The following is a 1,047-nucleotide window of genomic DNA, read 5'->3' on the forward strand; positions in this document are numbered from 1 at the left end:
CCATGACTTTACTGTGACCAATCATTTTCGGGCCGACATGGGTTTGCATGTCGAGCTCTTTCTTAAGCCAGATGTTTTCTTGCAACAAGTTCAGCTTATCGCTGGCGTTGTTCAGTGATTTCATCAGTTGATCGGTTGAAAATGGTTTTTCCAGAAAGTCGTACGCGCCGCTTTTCATCGCTTCGACCGCCGTTTTAACGTCGCCATGCCCAGTTAGAACGATGAATTGAAAGTGGTGATTTTTGCTCAGCAGCGTACGCATAAACTCTAAGCCATCCATGACCGGCATGTGAATATCGGTAATGATGATGGCTGGAGAATTGGCATCGATAACTCTGAGTGCTTCAACGGCATTGGGAAAGCAAGTGACTTCAATGCCCTCGATAAGTAGTGCTTGTGAAACGGCATCACGAATGTGTGGTTCGTCATCAACAAAGATAACTGCGTTATGCATGGTCGTTTTCCGTTACTGGTTTGGTGGTACTGGTGTTTGCCATCGGAACGGTGACCACAAAGGTCATGCCGCCTGACTCACCCGATTGCGTCCCTTGGTGGTTATAGGCGCTGAGCGCTCCGTGATAGCTTTCTAAAATACGTTTTGAAATGGTCAAACCCAGTCCGAGCCCTTCTGGTTTGGTGGTAAAAAACGGGTCAAAGATTTTCGCCAATGCCTCGTCAGACATCCCCGGGCCGTTATCTGACACCAGAATATCGCAGCTCGAATCGTGGCATTGAATCGCGATGGAAATTTGTGGATCAATACAATAGCCATCCATCGCTTGCGCAGCGTTGTGGAACAGATTGATGAGCACTTGTTCTAGTTCAACGCTGTGAATGGCGAGCCTCACCTCGTGGTCGATCGTCGGTACTTTGAGCGTGACGCCTTGTTTGATCAACTTATTGCTCAATATGCTGGTGGCATTGTGCACCGCATCGTGAAGTATCGACACTTCATTATGAGGTTCGTGAGAAGTTTTACGGGTGAAGACTTTTAGCCTAGCAATGACCTCGGCAATAGTCTCGTTTAGCGAGAGCATCTTGTTTAAG

Annotated in this window: 2 protein-coding genes; both read right to left on the reverse strand. The window is 47.6% G+C overall.

Features of this window, described 5'->3' with window-relative positions:
* The coding region (locus R7R24_RS24935) for a response regulator (RefSeq protein WP_318119779.1) at positions 1–454 on the reverse strand (454 nt) is incomplete at its 3' end.
* Positions 447–1,047: sensor histidine kinase (locus R7R24_RS24940; protein WP_318119780.1), on the reverse strand; the 601-nt coding region annotated here is incomplete at its 5' end. The genes R7R24_RS24935 and R7R24_RS24940, both read right to left, overlap by 8 nt.

The organism is Vibrio sp. 704 (assembly GCF_033339295.1).